The organism is Rheinheimera sp. B2H12, from assembly GCF_059620065.1.
The window spans coordinates 4,413,833-4,428,150 of record NZ_CM184363.1 but is presented as its reverse complement, the minus strand read 5'-3'; the positions used below and the strand labels follow the sequence as shown (position 1 = coordinate 4,428,150).

General features: G+C 50.3%; 15 protein-coding genes. 14 read left to right on the top strand and 1 reads right to left on the bottom strand.

What is annotated here, in order from left to right:
• Nucleotides 1-5 precede the first annotated feature (5 nt).
• The 14 genes from AC53GJ_RS18915 (at nucleotide 6) to AC53GJ_RS18850 (ending at nucleotide 13,197) form a co-directional block, all read left to right on the top strand.
• The gene (locus AC53GJ_RS18915; protein ID WP_496729949.1) at nucleotides 6-1,208 is read left to right on the top strand and encodes a zinc metalloprotease; all 1,203 of its coding nucleotides are present in this window, start codon (nucleotides 6-8) and stop codon (nucleotides 1,206-1,208) included.
• Nucleotides 1,208-1,882 carry an ABC transporter ATP-binding protein gene (locus AC53GJ_RS18910; protein ID WP_496729948.1) on the top strand — a complete coding sequence of 225 codons (675 nt, stop codon included), beginning with the start codon at nucleotides 1,208-1,210 and terminating at the stop codon, nucleotides 1,880-1,882. The genes AC53GJ_RS18915 and AC53GJ_RS18910 overlap by 1 nt, the downstream gene beginning before the upstream one ends.
• Nucleotides 1,866-2,510, top strand: coding sequence for a hypothetical protein (locus tag AC53GJ_RS18905; RefSeq protein WP_496729947.1), 645 nt, complete (start codon nucleotides 1,866-1,868; stop codon nucleotides 2,508-2,510). The genes AC53GJ_RS18910 and AC53GJ_RS18905 overlap by 17 nt, the downstream gene beginning before the upstream one ends.
• Nucleotides 2,507-3,712, top strand: coding sequence for a YcaO-like family protein (locus tag AC53GJ_RS18900; protein ID WP_496729946.1), 1,206 nt, complete (start codon nucleotides 2,507-2,509; stop codon nucleotides 3,710-3,712). The genes AC53GJ_RS18905 and AC53GJ_RS18900 overlap by 4 nt, the downstream gene beginning before the upstream one ends.
• Entirely contained in the window at nucleotides 3,709-4,716 is a 1,008-nt protein-coding gene (locus tag AC53GJ_RS18895; RefSeq protein ID WP_496729945.1) for a TfuA-like protein, read from the top strand. The genes AC53GJ_RS18900 and AC53GJ_RS18895 overlap by 4 nt, the downstream gene beginning before the upstream one ends.
• Nucleotides 4,713-5,288: a CIA30 family protein gene (locus AC53GJ_RS18890; protein ID WP_496729944.1), complete on the top strand. Its 576-nt coding sequence runs from the start codon at nucleotides 4,713-4,715 to the stop codon at nucleotides 5,286-5,288. The genes AC53GJ_RS18895 and AC53GJ_RS18890 overlap by 4 nt, the downstream gene beginning before the upstream one ends.
• A gap of 15 nt (nucleotides 5,289-5,303) precedes the next feature.
• Nucleotides 5,304-6,704 (top strand): ABC transporter permease subunit, encoded by a 1,401-nt coding sequence (locus tag AC53GJ_RS18885; protein WP_496729943.1) that lies wholly within the window; start codon nucleotides 5,304-5,306, stop codon nucleotides 6,702-6,704.
• A 9-nt stretch (nucleotides 6,705-6,713) separates the two neighbouring features.
• Nucleotides 6,714-8,246, top strand: coding sequence for a COG1470 family protein (locus AC53GJ_RS18880; RefSeq protein ID WP_496729942.1), 1,533 nt, complete (start codon nucleotides 6,714-6,716; stop codon nucleotides 8,244-8,246).
• A gap of 7 nt (nucleotides 8,247-8,253) precedes the next feature.
• On the top strand, nucleotides 8,254-8,979 hold the full coding sequence (locus AC53GJ_RS18875) for an ABC transporter ATP-binding protein (RefSeq protein WP_496729941.1): 726 nt from the start codon (nucleotides 8,254-8,256) through the stop codon (nucleotides 8,977-8,979).
• Nucleotides 8,966-10,018: a ThiF family adenylyltransferase gene (locus AC53GJ_RS18870; protein ID WP_496729940.1), complete on the top strand. Its 1,053-nt coding sequence runs from the start codon at nucleotides 8,966-8,968 to the stop codon at nucleotides 10,016-10,018. The genes AC53GJ_RS18875 and AC53GJ_RS18870 overlap by 14 nt, the downstream gene beginning before the upstream one ends.
• Nucleotides 10,015-11,208 carry an aminotransferase class V-fold PLP-dependent enzyme gene (locus tag AC53GJ_RS18865; protein ID WP_496729939.1) on the top strand — a complete coding sequence of 398 codons (1,194 nt, stop codon included), beginning with the start codon at nucleotides 10,015-10,017 and terminating at the stop codon, nucleotides 11,206-11,208. Before AC53GJ_RS18870 ends, AC53GJ_RS18865 begins: the two co-directional genes overlap by 4 nt.
• An 80-nt stretch (nucleotides 11,209-11,288) precedes the next feature.
• Nucleotides 11,289-11,558: a MoaD/ThiS family protein gene (locus AC53GJ_RS18860; protein ID WP_496729938.1), complete on the top strand. Its 270-nt coding sequence runs from the start codon at nucleotides 11,289-11,291 to the stop codon at nucleotides 11,556-11,558.
• 262 nt (nucleotides 11,559-11,820) lie between these two features.
• The gene (locus tag AC53GJ_RS18855) at nucleotides 11,821-12,708 is read left to right on the top strand and encodes a hypothetical protein (RefSeq protein WP_496729937.1); all 888 of its coding nucleotides are present in this window, start codon (nucleotides 11,821-11,823) and stop codon (nucleotides 12,706-12,708) included.
• A 243-nt stretch (nucleotides 12,709-12,951) separates the two neighbouring features.
• Nucleotides 12,952-13,197, top strand: coding sequence for a hypothetical protein (locus tag AC53GJ_RS18850; RefSeq protein ID WP_496729936.1), 246 nt, complete (start codon nucleotides 12,952-12,954; stop codon nucleotides 13,195-13,197).
• Between the two features lie 538 nt (nucleotides 13,198-13,735).
• Here the strand turns inward: AC53GJ_RS18850 and AC53GJ_RS18845 are convergent.
• A complete protein-coding gene (locus tag AC53GJ_RS18845) occupies nucleotides 13,736-14,299 on the bottom strand; it encodes a CBS domain-containing protein (RefSeq protein WP_496729935.1) in 564 nt (187 codons plus the stop codon).
• Nucleotides 14,300-14,318: the final 19 nt, after the last annotated feature.

The window sequence follows — 14,318 nt, the reverse complement described above, 5'->3', positions numbered from 1 at the left end:
TGGACGTGACAGATTTTGAAATTGGCCCGTTAAAACCATCGCTGCAGATCCAGATCCGTCATCAGCAGCAGTTGCAGGTTGCCGTGCTGAAAGATCAACACAGTGGCAAAGTGTTTCAGTGCACGCTGGCGGTATTACACCTATTACAACAAATACCCAGCCGCATGTCGGCCAGACATTTTGTCCAGTCTTATCCGCTGCAACAGCAAGGGATGTTACTGACCATTTTGCAGCAGGCACAAGCCCACAGTTTACTGCAGCAGTCAGAGCTCAGCACTGCGCAAAAGCCAGCACGCTGGTATCAACGGGATTGGTTATTTATCCGATTGGTTCAGCTTGATCCAAACTGGTTGCTTGTGCTGGTGCGGCCACTCTATCAGTTACTGTTTAACAAGCTGGTTTGGGGGTTATTGTTGTTTGGGTATCTGCTGGCAGGCTGGCAGCTATGGCACCACAGTTCGCATTTCTGGTCGCAATTTTATTTGTTTGGCCTGTTTCAGAACTGGTTGTGGCTGTATGCCTTGTTATGGCTGTCAACCTGTTGCCATGAGTTGGGGCACGCTTATTGTTGTCAGCGTTACGGTGGCAAAGTTGGGCCCCTAGGATTGGCGCTGTATTTTGGCCAATTGGTGGCATACGTTGATGTCAGCGATGCTTGGTTATTCCCGGCAAAGTGGCGCCGGATCAAAGTTGCACTCGCCGGGGTTTATGTCGAAGCGATACTGACGCTGCTGGCGATATGGCTCTGGTTGTTGTTGCCAGTGAACAGTCTCGGCGCACAGATCGCTTTTTTATTTTTTATCGTCGCCAGCAGCCGGATTTGCCTGAATATCCTGCCTTTATTGCGATTGGATGGCTATTGGGTGTTATCTGATTGGCTGGAAGCACCGAATTTACGCACTCATGCTGCAGCTTTCTGTTTGTCGATGTTGCCAGGGATCAGACAAAAATTCCGCCTGAACTTTATGCCAGAGCGGCGCTTGCAACTGGTTTATCTGCTGTTTTCACTCGGTTCCGCTTTGATGGTCGCTCTGGCGTTGAGGGCAACTTATTTAGCGATGACCCATTGGCTGGCTGAGCTTGGTTGGCTGGCTGATGGCTTGGTATTGCTGCTGTCCCTGTTCTTCCTGCTATCGCTTGGTCATTTCTATCGGCGGATTTTTCAACGTTATTTTACCCGGTGCAACCCTATTGTGTCTGAGGAGTGATGATGCTGAAGCTAACAGAGTTAGAGTTTAAGCTTGGTGATTTTCAGCTACAAGCGGCTGATTTCAAATTACCTCAGGGTGAAGGTTGCTGGTTACAAGGCGCAAATGGCGCCGGTAAATCAACTTTTTTAAAGTGTGTTGCGGGCATCTATCCGGCACAAACAACCACGCTGATGGTCAATCAGCTTTGTAATCGTTTGGATCCAATCGGCTATAAACAGCAAGTGTTGTATATCAGCCAATATTGTCATGCTTACCCACATTTCACTGTGAACAAAGTGCTGGATTTTTGCCGTCGCTTTTATCCGCTATGGCAGCAGTCGGAAGTGGAGTCTTTGCAAAGTCAGTTGCATGTAGCTGGTGACAAACAAGTCCGCCAGTTATCGGCGGGGATGGCGGCCAAGCTGAATCTGCTGTTAGCGGCCGGTAGTCAGGCTAGCGTGTTGTTGCTCGATGAAATTATTGCGCAGGTTGATAGCCCGGGTCGCGCCCTCATTGCCGGCTATCTGCAGCAAAAAATGCAGCATGGCACCGCGCTGATTTATTGCAGCCATCAACCGGATGCCATCAGTGATTTATGCAAAGGTCGGGCTGTAGTGGCAGCAGGCCAGGTACTGCAGGAGCGAAGAATAAAGCAACGGATGCGGGGAGGTGTATATGCCTCTGTTGTATAAAGATCTGCGCCAGTATGGCATTGAGTTATTGCCCTTGGTGTTTTTCGAACTGGCAGCAGTGTGTTCCTTGCTGTTGCAGCTAAAGGCGGCGAGCCCTGCCTTAATCCTGTCGCTGGCTTTTGGCATCAGTTTGGTGGGCGGTTTTGTGTTTAGTTTTCGTTCTGTCGCCAGCGAAGAATCCAGCCGCAGTATGGCATTTCTGCTGGCATTACCGCTGACACCAGTTCAAATAGTAGCGCAGAAATTTTTGTTGAATTTGCTGCTAACCACGCTCAATTTTGTCTTGGTGTTTGGTGCTTTGCTGCTTTATTGCCTGTGGCAGACAGAGCATGTTTTGGCCATCAGCCCAATGCTATTAACGCTGTGGTTGTTGCAGTTGCTGAATAATCATCTGTTCCTTGGCTGTGCTTTATTATTCAGTTCAAACAAGGCCATTTGGTTACCTTTTCCATTGTTGCTGATTGGCATCAATCTGGCGGCAAACTGGGAGTCTATCCAGCGCTGGTTCAGCTGGGTCTCCTTGCCGGCATGGGGTTATCAACTGTTATTACTGGCAGCGGTGTTGGCTTTGTTTGCGCTGTGTAGAGCAGGCTATGCCAGCAGTATTGCCAGCAGGGAGTGGTCATGATGACAACCATCGCCACTGTGGCTGCCAGCGCGCGACTCTATTCTGGCGCAGACGGCAGTCAACCCGACCTTGATTGGCAGTACCTGCTTGGTTTATTGCCACGCGTTGGGATTAGTCGGTTAGCTGATGTCTCCGGGTTAGATCAATTGGGCGTAGCTGTTTGTCTGGCGGTACGGCCAAATTCCCGTGGCATATCCACTTCACAGGGCAAAGGTTTTTCTGGGCAGCAAGCGAAAATTTCAGCGCTGATGGAGTCGCTGGAAAGCTGGCACGCTGAACGTATCCGCCGGCCGGTATTTGCAGGTTCTATGCTGCAAGCTAAAGATGAAGGGTTGTTGGTGTTGCCGCTGGCACATTTTCCGCATCGGCCAACCCGTTTGCCATTGGTACAAAGTCCAACCCAACTGATCGAAATGACCCGGCTAAGCACAGGCCAACAGGCTTGGGCACCGCTAGATTGTGTCAGTACTGATTTCACTTTTGACTGGCAGCAACCGCCTATTTTTATGCGCAGCAGTAATGGTCTGGCAGCAGGCTGCAGTTTGGAGCAGGCTGGACTGCATGCTTTAACAGAAGTGGTCGAGCGGCATCATGTGCAGCACTGGTGGTTACAGCACGGTTTATTTCAACCTGCAGTGCAATTGACAGAGAGTGCTGAACCGAAACTGCAGGTTTTATTACAGCGTTGCGCGCAATTGCAGCTCAAAGTGCTGCTGTGGGATTTGTCTGCCGCAGCCGTCTGGCCTTGTGTTGCCGTGTTGTTAATCGCGCAACCGGATGGGCAGAGTGCGGCCAGCGGCTTATTTACCGGCTATGGCTGCCAGCCTGATCTGGCACTGGCCATACAAAGTGCCGTGTTGGAAGCCGTGCAAAGCCGGCTGACCCTGATCACAGGTTCGCGTGATGATCTCGATTATCCCCAGTACCAACTTTGTCGTCAGTCGGAATTTCAGGCTCAGCTTTGGAACCATCATCGGCACGCAGTTGCTTATGTCGGTCCGGCTCCAGCCAAAGATAATCAGCAAGCCAACTGGCTGGCGTCGGTCAGACGGGTTGAACAGTTTTATCAGCAGCCAGTCTACGGTCTCGATTTAACCGACAGTGAGTTGCAGATACCTGTGATCCGGCTACTGGTGCCGGGTTTGCAAAATCTGGGTATGACCAAGCGTTATTATCTGCAACAGCAGGAGCCACTGCTATGAATCCAATCGTGGTTTTTGCGGGACCCTCCATTAGCGCTGCTTGTATCAGCCAATGTTGCGCTGTGGCACAAGTGCGGGCACCAGTGCAATTGGGCGATGTCTGCCGGTTGGCTGCAGCAGGGCCCGCGACTCTGGTGCTGCTGGATGGTTATTTCTCCCAGGTACCGGCGGTGTGGCACAAAGAAATTATGCTGGCGCTCAGTCAGGGTTGTCGGGTCATTGGCGCTGCCAGTATCGGAGCCCTGCGGGCTGCAGAATTAACCGCTGAAGGTATGGAAGGCGTTGGTTGGGTCTACCAGCAATATCATAGTGGTCAACTGACGGATGATGATGAAGTGGCGTTGCTGCATGCAGATGCAGCCCTTGATTATCAGCATTTATCGCTACCGTTGGTGAATCTGCGGTATTTACTGACGACCGAGTGGCTGAGTGCGCCGCAACATAGTGCCTTAAGTTGGTTGATTCAGGCATTAAAAACCGAATTTTATCCGCGTCGTACTTTGCAACGTTGCGAAGCATTATTGCGATCGCAGCAGCTTGAACAACATAGTGCAGTTGATTTGCTGCAGTTGTTGCAACAACCCACAGCTCAGATCAAACACCTGGATGCGCTGGCCGCCATCGCGCTGGCGCAGCAAACACAAAGCATAGCCCGCCAGCCTGCGCCGGAACCGACGGTGTTTTTACAGCAATTACAACACCAGTTTGCAGTGCCACGACAGCCCGGTTCTTGTCAGTTGTTGGCAAAGTTGCTGAGTTTTTGTCTGCAGGCAGGTGTGGTGTTACCCACTGCTGAAACCGTCCGCATCCAACAACAATTTGGTCTTTGGACAGCGCAAAAAGGTTTCAGCAATAACCAGGCTGTTTTGCAATGGTTACAACAGCATGAGCTCAGTGCCCGTGATGTCCAACAACTGATGCAACTACTGGCTCAGCTAGCCATGCTGGAAGAAACTCCGCTGAGTTCAGCGTTTCATTTGTTACTACAGGAGAGTGCACCATGAAAAATATCTATCTGAGTGTTGGTTTTACTTTTGGTGTTGTGCTGGCAGGAATGCAGGCACAAGCCACAATCTTGACCGATTTTCAGCCGTCCGGGCCTGCAGCGAGTTCAACCGCAAAGTGGCAAGCTTACAGCGATCAGGTCGCCAGAGGGAATTCTGAGGCCAGTTATCAGATTGAGCAGGAAGGCAGTAATAGTTACCTGCAAATGCGTGGCAAGCTGGCAGCAGGCTTTTTTTATCCTTATGCCGGTGTGCAAATGTTGTGGCAGCACAGCCGTGAGATCAAAGGATTAGCCCGAGCCCAAGGCATTAAATTTCGCGCCAGGGGCGATGGCAAAGTGTACCGATTGCAACTACTGCTCAGTTCAGTCACTGATTTTAACGAGTACAGCCATGAGTTTAGCCCCGGTGCGAACTGGCAACAATTTGAAGTGCGCTTTGACCAATTAAAGCAAGCGGGTTGGGGTCAGCAAGTCAATTGGGATCCAGCCAAAATCCGCGGCATTGGTTTTCATCTGGATGGTGGCGTGATGCCTTTTCAGTTGGCCTTGGACGATCTGGCACTGTTTTGAACAGGAAGGACACTTATGTTTGTACATCTGCTAAAAAAAGAGATTTTTGACAATCTGGCTTCGGCCCGTTTTCTGCTGATTTTTCTGATGTGCAGCGTGCTGGTGATCCTGAGTTTAATGATTGGAATGGCTGATTATCAGCATGCCAGACAACACCATGATCTTTCGGTTGCACAGATGAAAGAGACCGCCAGTCAGCAGGTGAGTTATCAGGCGCTCGGGGTCTGGGGCATGTTTAAAGTGTACCGGCAACCTGCGTTGCTGTTTCCATTTGCCAAAGGTGTGGAAGAGGCGAGTGGCAGTAACACTGTGGTGTCGATTTTCCATGAGCCCAAACTGCAAGACAGTAGATACAGTGCAGAACCTATTTATGCCCAATTTAGCAGTTTGGATTTTTTGTTTGTGATCAAGGCAATAGTGGCGCTCTTTGCTTTGATGCTGACCTTTGATCTGATTAATGGCGAAGCTGAAAAAGGCACATTGAAGTTGTTATTGGCCAACCCGGTGCCGCGCAGTACTGTGCTGCACGCCAAACTGGCTGGTGCTTTGTTGTCACTGTTACTGCCATTATTGATCCCGGTGATGCTCGGCATCATGCTCATGCTCATGTCAGGACAAATGCAATGGCAGGCAGAGCACTGGCTGCGGATCGGATTATTGCTTGCCAGCTCGCTGTTGTATCTCAGTATCTTTGTCGTGCTTGGGCTGTTGTTTTCCTGCCTGGTACAGCGGAGCTCAGATGCATTTTTATGGCTGGTGCTGTGTTGGTTGCTCGCTGTGTGGGTAATTCCGCGACTGAGTTTATTTATCGCGAACCTTGTCACTGCGGTGCCTGCAACTTATGAAATCGAGCGGCAAAAAGGTGAGATCGACCGGCAATGGTATCGCGATAGTGAGCATAGTCTGCAGCAATGGTTGCTACAACATCCTGAACATAGCCTGGTACCAGCCGATATTGCCGGGCAGATCAATGCAGAATTGCAACAGCAGGCGCAGCGCTACAAAAGCCGGCTGGATGAAGATTACCGAGCTCGACAGCAACAGCGGATCCAACTGACATTGTGGCTGGCCAGACTATCGCCGACAGCTGCTTTTGAAAATATTGTCTTGGTGCTGACACAGACCGATATGAGCCGGCAGCAGCATTTTCTGGAGCAAGTGAAATCTTACCGGCATGACTTCCAAACCTACGTTAGCCAGAAAATGATGGAAGAACGCAAGTTGCAACTGGAAGGCCGGGCCCCCGCAGTGACTGCCGGACTTGATCTGACCGGTATGCCAGAGCTGGAATTCAAAACGGCGACGCTGGCGACTGATTTGCCTCCTTTATTTGCTGATGTGACAGTGTTGCTGTTGTATCTGACGGGCGGGATCCTGCTGTGTTATGACCGTTTTTTACGTTATCAACTGACGTGAGGAGCCGCCATGAACAGAATATTAAGCTGCTGCAGTCTGTTTTTGTTTAGCTGGCTGAGCTGGTCAGGATATGCCCAGTCATCGGCAGGGACAGAGCAACAACAGTTATTACAGTTAAAACAACGGCATGTGCAACTGAAGTTAGCGCGTAGCCGTCTGGAACGAACCACCTTGTTATATCAGCGCGGTGGCACCGGGCAAATTGATGTCACCCAGGCGCAAGCGGATGCTGATCTGGCTGAAATTGCGTTTCAGCAGGCCTTGTTGGAGCTGCTGAATGCCCAGCCAAAGCTGGCGGTCGAGAAAGCAGTGCGCAGCCGCGATGCCGCAGGACAGCAGTTCCTGCAGCTTCGGATCCGCAATGCAACCTTAATTCTGGATCCCTATCAGCAGCAACTGTTGCAATCTTTTGCGCAACAAGCGGTGGTCCCTGAGCAGTTACTCAAACGCAGCCTGGATAATATTTTTGTCTCAGTGCGTGAGGTCAGCCCGCAAACGCCCGGTGACGGGCTTTATGCCATCGGGCAAAGCGCCGTGGTGATTGCATTACCTTATGAGCAGCGGATTGAACGACTGGCTTATGATGAAGTCCGTGAACTGCGGTTTCAGCTGTTATCCGATCCGGAGCGGATTAGTGTGCATTTCAGTTATCGCGGACTGGAGCAGACCATCGCCGTCTTTACTGAGCAGCAATTCAGTGGCGCTAATGTTGAATTACTGGCCAGTCAGATTATTCAGGAAGGCGATTTGGGTACCAGCGTCGATTATCCGTTTGAACTGCGTCGCAACGGCCAAGATACCCGCACCTTTCAGCTGGCACTTTATCAGTTACCGGCAGGCGTTCATTACAGTTTTATTCAACCTGACAGTAAAACCAAAGTGTCACAACTGAGGTTTTCGACCGGTGAAAACAGCAAAAAATTATTGCTGCGACTTGAGTTACCGGAAAAACCTTTGCAGGGGTTTCAGTTGGATCAGCCAGTGGCATTTCAACTGGTGGCTTATGATACTCAGCGACATCCGCTGCTGCAGGCACTGCCATCAAAGCCGACCACTAAGCAGTTACAACAATTACCGATCGCGATGACTGAACTGAGCTTAATCAGCAGAGGCAAGGGCTTATTGCAACTGAATATGGCGGCTTTGCAGCATCAAATCAAAGCTGGTGGGGCAACCAGTTTCGACTTTTACCTGAAAAATCATGGTTCCAGTGCTGTCAACAATATCAGTTTCAGCGCCGAGCGACCGCTCGGCTGGGAATTGAGTTTTACCCCGGCATTGATTTCGCAGCTTGAGGTTGGTCAGGAACAAAAAATAATTGTGCAAATCCGCAACAGTGTTGCGGCAACCGGCGGGGATTATGAATTTCGGCTCAAAACCGAAGCCTTCAGTGTCGGTCGTCCCTTGGTAGTGGAAGATAAACTGCTGAGGGTGGTGGTACAGAACGATTTCAGTGTGCTGCCCATGCTGTTGATGTTGTTGCTGTTTACGCTGGTGGTGGCGCTGATCCTTTATGTCGGCCGTAAAGTCAGGATCCGGTAGGTGCAAAATGATTGAAGCTATCGCCTTAAGTAAAAGTTATGACTCAGAACGTTTTGCCGTACAGCAACTCAGTTTCCAGATCCAGGCTGGGGAAGTGTTTTGTTTATTCGGTGCCAACGGCGCCGGTAAAACCACCACGATGAATATGTTTCTGAATTTTCAGCTGCCCGTCTCAGGTCAGGCGCTGATTTGTGGCATTGATGCCAATCGACAACCCTTGCTGGCGAAACAGCGATTGGCATTTTTATCGGAGAATGTGCGGTTATACGACAATTTCAGTGCTTGCCAGAATGTACAGTTTTTTGCGGGTCTGGCAGTTGCCGGCACTTTGACGGCAGCCATGTGTCAGCAGGCGCTGGAGCGTTGCGGCTTAGAACGCAGTTTCCATCATCAGCGGCTTGGCAGTTTCAGTAAGGGCATGCGACAAAAAACTGGTTTGGCGATTTGCTTGGTAAGGCGTGCCAGCGCCATTTTTCTGGATGAACCCTTATCAGGTTTGGATCCGACTGCGGCAGCTCAGGTGCTCAGTGTGATTCGGCAGCTCAGTGACGAGGGGGCTGCCATTCTGATGGCCACTCATGATCTGTTTCGAACCCAGCAGATCGCCGATCAGTTTGCGGTGATGAAAGCAGGCCGCATGCAACTGCATTTGGGCCAAACACAGCTACGGCAGTTGGGGCAGCAGCAGTTGCTGCAGTTATATCAGGAGTCAGTCAGCGATGACAGAAGATGACGACAGATACAGCCGGCAACGCCGGTTAAGTTGGATTGGCGCTGCGGGTATGGCAAAAATCCGTCAGGCCCATATCTGCATTGTTGGGGTTGGCGCTTTGGGTTGTCAATTGGCCGAATTGTGCTGCCGGGCCGGGGTAGGCCGCTTGACCTTGCTGGATCGGGACTGGGTCGAGTTGTCTAATTTACAGCGGCAATGCCTGTTTACCGAAGCGCATGCCGCTGAAAAAATGCCCAAGGCATTGGCTGCCTGTCAGATGTTACGCAGTCTGAATGCTGAAGTTGAGCTGACGGCATTGGTTGCTGAGCTGAATGCCGAGTTCGTGCGGCAACAACCGCAACTGTTTGATACTGTAACTGTCTTGCTGGACGGCAGTGATAATTTTGCTTGTCGGTTTTTACTCAATGAAATAGCGATAGCCAGACAGATACCCTATATCTATGGTGCCGCAGTGGCAACTGAAGGTTGTGTTATGCCGGTGATCCCGGGGCATACCGCCTGTCTCAGTTGCCTGATGTTATCACAGCATAAGCCTGACACTGAAGCGACCTGTGCCAGTACAGGGGTTTTGGCCAGCAGTATTCTGCAAACCGCTGCCATGCAATTTACCCTGACTATCAAAGTGATCACTGGGCAACTGGCGGCTTGCCAGTCGCAATGGGTTTTCTTTGATCTGTGGCAACAGCAGCAGTTCATAGTCGCAGTGCCCATCCGGCCTGACTGTCCAACCTGCCAGCAATGGCAGTTTCCACTGTTACATCAGTTACATAGCCAGACCAGTCAATTACTGTGTGGTCGCTCTGCAATCCAGCTTTACCACGCGGCATTAAACCGCCAGACACTCCTCAGGCTGGCAGGCCTTTTCGCTGGAAGGGTCCGGCGCAGTTCTGCCTGCCATCTGGAACTGGCTTGGCCGCTGGCGCAACAGCAATATGTGCTGACGTTATTTCAGGACGGCCGCATGGTGGTCGCTGATTGTACTGACGAGCAGCAGGCTCAGCAGTTACTCGGCAGTGTACTCGGGGGGTTACAACCATGATTTATCTGGATAATGCCGCCACCTCTTATCCTAAGCCCGCCATCGTAGCGGCGCAGGCTGCAGAGCTACTGCAGCAACCATTGGGCAATCCTTTTCGCAGCGGTCATCAGGCGGCACGGCAGTCTGCGGCGCTGATTTGGCGGGTGAAAACAAAAATCGCCACCTTGATCAATGCCCAGAGCCCTGAGCATATTGCCTTGTGCTACAACTGCAGCGATGCCATGAATATGCTATTGCAGGCGCTGGTGCGACAGTTGCGGCCGCAGCATTTATTAACTTCAGTGTTGGAACACAATAGTGTACTGCGGCCATTAGCCTGGCTGTCGGAGCAACACCAGATCCCGCTGAGGCTGTGCCAGCCGGCAGGCGCGGACTGGCAAATCGACTGGTTAGCAGGGCTGTCTCCATTATTGGTGCAGCAGCATGCCACAGTGTTGCTGACTATGGCGCATGTTGCCAATACCACAGGGACTATCCAAAACCTGCCGACCACTGAGATTCACTCCGGGCCCTTGCAGCTTTACCGCATTATTGATGGTGCGCAAAGCGTTGGCCATCTGCCGGTGGATGTGCAGCAGTTGGCCGCTGATGCACTGGTATTTCCGGCGCATAAAGGGTTAGCCGGGCCGACCGGTCTGGGTTTTATCTGGCTGGGACCGCGATTGCAGCAGCTTCCCTTGTATGGCAGTCGATTTGGTGGCAGTGGTCAGGATTCAAGATCCAGATTGGGCCCACAAAGTTTTCCACACTGGGCGGAAATCGGCACACCGAATCTGCATGGTATGTTGTTGCTGGAACCCGCATTGGACTGGCTGTTGGCTCCGGGCAGACTGCGGCAGAATTATCAGCACATTGGCTGGTTGCAGCAACAGCTCTATCAACAACTGGCACAGTTGCCGGCTTGTACCTTGTATGGCCCTTTGCAACCGGGCAGCGGTATTGTGTTATTTAATCTGGCCGGTTGGGACGCCGAAACTCTGGCCGCATTACTCGATAGCAGTTTTGGTATTGCAGTGCGGGCGGGTTTGCATTGTGCCCCGCTGGCGCATCAGTGGTTGGGGACTGTTGATCAGTTTGGCGGTGCAGTACGGGTAAGTTTTGGGCCCTTTAATCAACTGTCGGATGTCACGGCGCTGCGACAGGCGCTTGAAAGCATCAGTACTGACACCAAGGTGTCGGCTAAGCTTTGAGCCTGGCTAACTAGGGCTGTTGCAGCCCAGTTGCTATCAGGCCCGGCAATGCAGACCGCTAACCACAAGGAGCTTTTTTAATGGCACTGATTTATTTTCCGATTACTTTACAAGCTTATCTACCAATGCATCCGGTAGCGCTGCCGCCAGCACAATCTTTAGAGCAACTGCTACGGCAACTGGGACAACACAGTCTGCCGTTACAGCAAACATTATGGCTTGGAGAACAGCTCCATCCAGCCTTGTATCTGTTGTTAAATCAACAGCCCTGCAGTTGGTCACAACTCAGGCAGCAACAGCTAGCGGCAGATGACCAACTGTGGATTATTCAGCCACTGTCTGGTGGTTAGTGGACTGATGTTGGGGATGGGTTGGCGTCATAGTTCATCAGCTTGGTTGCAAACACAGTTTGGTCACGACAGAAAAAAATAAAGTAAACAATGTGTTTTGCTAATGATTTTTTTGAGATGGAGGATTTCATCTAATTTTTACAATCATATGTCAGTTATTTTTACGCATTGAGCAAGTCTGATTGTTAACAGGTTGAAGTTTCTGATTTTATCTGATGGCATAACTTATGCTGTATTAGCAGCGTTGAATTAATGAGGTGCTATGAGCAAAAAATTTGTGTCCTTAGTGTTATTCACCACCGCTTGGGTATTGTCGTCTCAAGCAGTACAGGCTAAGCCTATTACCACAACGGCTTCGACTCCCGATTGTGCTATTACTGATATGAAACTGGATTTTATCCGGGTATTGGATGGCGTGGATAGCGGCACCACCCTGGCAAGCCCCTTTAATGCCGATGCATGTTATGGTCTGCATGCTGGCAATAACAGCGGGATGGATTTGCCCACTGTGAACCGTGGTTATCTGAACGATGGCTGGTTTAATCAGACTTCATCTTTCTGGCCAGGTCAGCCAGGCGCCTTTATCGACAATAGCGATTTGCAGGATTTACAAGGAGCAGGCGCCGTAGATCCAGGTTGGGTCTATATGGGCAAAGATGATGGTGCTGGTTTTGTAGGCGCTGTTATTCCTGATTTTTCAGATCCTTATACCTTTGTCAATGATTTATTTACCTGCTCTGTGGATGATGGTGTCAGCTATACCGGCTGTATCGGGATCAGCAAAGGTCGCTGGAAATTTACACCACCAAGCACTCAGCCAGAAAAGTTGTTGGCATTATTAGGTGGTACTTTTTTTGATCAGGTCGCTGTGGTGTTTAAAGGTGCAACCGGATTTTTAGCCTATTCATTCAGCATTAGCAATCTTGGTATTGATCCAATTCTGGCAGGTGAAACCAAATATGAGTTTGCTGGCAGTTTTGATTTGACTGGGAAGTTAGTCAATAACGGTGGTAATACGGCTGATATTTCTAATGTCAGTTTATGGGCAAGAGATCCATTTGCCCCGCGCGCAGTGGCTGAGCCAGCTAGCGCATTCAGCGTTGTCATGTTGGCATCTTTACTGTTGTTCAGGTTCAAACGTCGCCGTTAACCAGAACGAGCTTACACCATAAAAAACGCCACATTTTCTGTGGCGTTTTTTTACACCGGGATAGACGAGCCAACCTGGCTGCCTGGCGCAAGCACTGTATGTTGCTGCATCAAGGGTCTTTGTCGTGGTACGGCACACTGAAGACTCCAGATATGACCGGCACTGCTCTGAGCACTTGCTTTTTTCAGAGTATCAGCCTTAGTTCGACTATAGTTAAAGGCCCGGTGCAATGGAGTGAAACTTATGGCGACAGTGTCTGAAAATGCTCTTCGATTAATACGTTCGCATGCTTTGGACCCACAGCAGGCAGAACAGTTTTATCAACAAGGGCTTGCATGTTTTGGTTCTGATCAGTTGTTCGCAGAGTGGTTAACCAGCAGTAACGCTTATACCATGGGGCAAAGTCCGCTGGTGGCGTTATCCGCTGACAACGGCATTGAATATCTACGGGGTTTACTCGGTCGAATGCAGGACGATAGTTGTTACTAAATAACCACAGCAATGCTGTATTAAGCAAGTCGTGCTGTTTTAATAAACTATCGTGATAAAGAAACAGGGCCTGCCAGCTGCAACTGACAGACCCTGTGGTGCAGAGCGCGGTAAACACTGTGATAAGAGCTGCTAACGCACGCTTTCACCACAGTATTATTTGATAACAGCTGCGTAATAACAGCTGCGCTGATGCCGACTAAAACTTAGGCGTCAGACTGTGTTAAAAACAGGGCCTGCCAGCTGCAACTGACAGACCCTGTGGTGCAGAGCGCGGTAAACACTGTGATAAGAGCTGCTAATGCACGCTTTCACTACAGTATAATTGGCAACAGCAGCGCGGAAGCCGACCAAGTCAGGCAGCAGGCTATGTTGGAAAAACAAGGCCTGCCAGCTGCAACGGACAGACCTTATTGTGCAGAACTCGGTATTTATTCCTGCTGGTTCCTGCTTGCTGCAATGTCGTCAATATTGTGGTATTGCGGCCATGTTAACGGTTTTACTTCAAGCTGGTTGTTCGCTGCAATAACCAAAACGATCAGGCATATTGCCGGTCGAACAAATTCACCAGGGCGGGCGATTTTTCGATTTGCACCGGCGCAATATGGAGTCTGTTGGTGATATCACGGGCTGAAATCATGCCGCGGATTTGGTGGTTGTCCCGATCGATCACCATACAATAGGCTTCACCGGCTTTTTGTAAGGTGTTCAACACATCACCTACCGTACAGTGCTGAATTTGCTGGTAAGACAGTGCCATAATTTCGCTGCGTGGCCGCATCAGATCAGACACCAGTAAATCTTTTGCTTTCACGCTTTTACTAACGTGCTGCATCAGGCTCTGACTGCTGAAATGCTCATGGCTTAAAATGCCGACCATTTCCTGTTGGCTATCAACCACCAGCTTTAACCAGCTACGTTCATGCCGCATCATTTCTTCGGTATCAAAAGCGCGGGTGTCGGCATCAATCAACATCGGATGATTGAGCCGAAAATCATGCAATACGCTTAGGGCTGGGGATTTCAGGGTGGCATCCAGAAACTCAGCTGGTTGAATTAAGTGATCGACTTGTTCCAGCGTATACACAGTTAAATTTTTCATAAATCCTCGCAGACAATAG

Bases quoted from the DNA above. Each gene is read 5' to 3' on its own strand.
- AC53GJ_RS18850 (WP_496729936.1), top strand. From the start codon at position 12,952: ATGGCGACAGTGTCTGAAAATGCTCTTCGATTAATACGTTCGCATGCT.
- AC53GJ_RS18855 (WP_496729937.1), top strand. From the start codon at position 11,821: ATGAGCAAAAAATTTGTGTCCTTAGTGTTATTCACCACCGCTTGGGTA.
- AC53GJ_RS18860 (WP_496729938.1), top strand. From the start codon at position 11,289: ATGGCACTGATTTATTTTCCGATTACTTTACAAGCTTATCTACCAATG.
- AC53GJ_RS18890 (WP_496729944.1), top strand. From the start codon at position 4,713: ATGAAAAATATCTATCTGAGTGTTGGTTTTACTTTTGGTGTTGTGCTG.
- AC53GJ_RS18865 (WP_496729939.1), top strand. From the start codon at position 10,015: ATGATTTATCTGGATAATGCCGCCACCTCTTATCCTAAGCCCGCCATC.
- AC53GJ_RS18880 (WP_496729942.1), top strand. From the start codon at position 6,714: ATGAACAGAATATTAAGCTGCTGCAGTCTGTTTTTGTTTAGCTGGCTG.
- AC53GJ_RS18910 (WP_496729948.1), top strand. From the start codon at position 1,208: ATGATGCTGAAGCTAACAGAGTTAGAGTTTAAGCTTGGTGATTTTCAG.
- AC53GJ_RS18895 (WP_496729945.1), top strand. From the start codon at position 3,709: ATGAATCCAATCGTGGTTTTTGCGGGACCCTCCATTAGCGCTGCTTGT.
- AC53GJ_RS18900 (WP_496729946.1), top strand. From the start codon at position 2,507: ATGATGACAACCATCGCCACTGTGGCTGCCAGCGCGCGACTCTATTCT.
- AC53GJ_RS18905 (WP_496729947.1), top strand. From the start codon at position 1,866: ATGCCTCTGTTGTATAAAGATCTGCGCCAGTATGGCATTGAGTTATTG.
- AC53GJ_RS18875 (WP_496729941.1), top strand. From the start codon at position 8,254: ATGATTGAAGCTATCGCCTTAAGTAAAAGTTATGACTCAGAACGTTTT.
- AC53GJ_RS18845 (WP_496729935.1), bottom strand. From the start codon at position 14,299: ATGAAAAATTTAACTGTGTATACGCTGGAACAAGTCGATCACTTAATT.
- AC53GJ_RS18885 (WP_496729943.1), top strand. From the start codon at position 5,304: ATGTTTGTACATCTGCTAAAAAAAGAGATTTTTGACAATCTGGCTTCG.
- AC53GJ_RS18870 (WP_496729940.1), top strand. From the start codon at position 8,966: ATGACAGAAGATGACGACAGATACAGCCGGCAACGCCGGTTAAGTTGG.